Origin of the sequence: Blautia glucerasea, from assembly GCF_013304385.1 — a bacterium.
Classification (GTDB): Bacteria; Bacillota; Clostridia; order Lachnospirales; family Lachnospiraceae; genus Blautia_A; species Blautia_A ammoniilytica.
This window is the reverse complement of the sequence record NZ_JAAITU010000169.1, coordinates 1-323: the sequence shown is the minus strand read 5'-3', so window position 1 is coordinate 323 and position 323 is coordinate 1. Positions and strand designations below refer to the sequence as shown.

Annotated in this window: 1 protein-coding gene; it reads right to left on the bottom strand. The window is 49.2% G+C overall.

Annotated features, from left to right (window positions below; all coding sequences use genetic code 11):
- A partial coding sequence (locus G5B11_RS18905; protein ID WP_173729349.1) for a hypothetical protein occupies positions 1-323 on the bottom strand: 323 nt, incomplete at both ends.

Genomic DNA, 323 nt, shown 5'->3' with positions numbered 1-323 from the left:
CCAGTAGCGCTGTTTCCTGTATTATAGGGAGCCGCATCCCAGCCATACGTGGTAGTCTTGGTATAATCATCCTCATCATTCCAGTCAACATTGACCGTATTTTCCTCGCCTTTAAAGCTGATCCCCGTCTCTCCGTTTTCATTGGCCTTGTAAGCCCATGCATACGGGGCAGAGTTCTCTCCAAGCGTGGTTCCATTCATCACCAGTTCTCCGCCAAAGCTTACATCAAACTGGATGTCCCCTGTGGGTACCTGAAGTCCCCGCATTCCCTTGTTGGTCTTATTATTGTACATCTGCAGGGTAATGCCGTATCCAAGCATGGT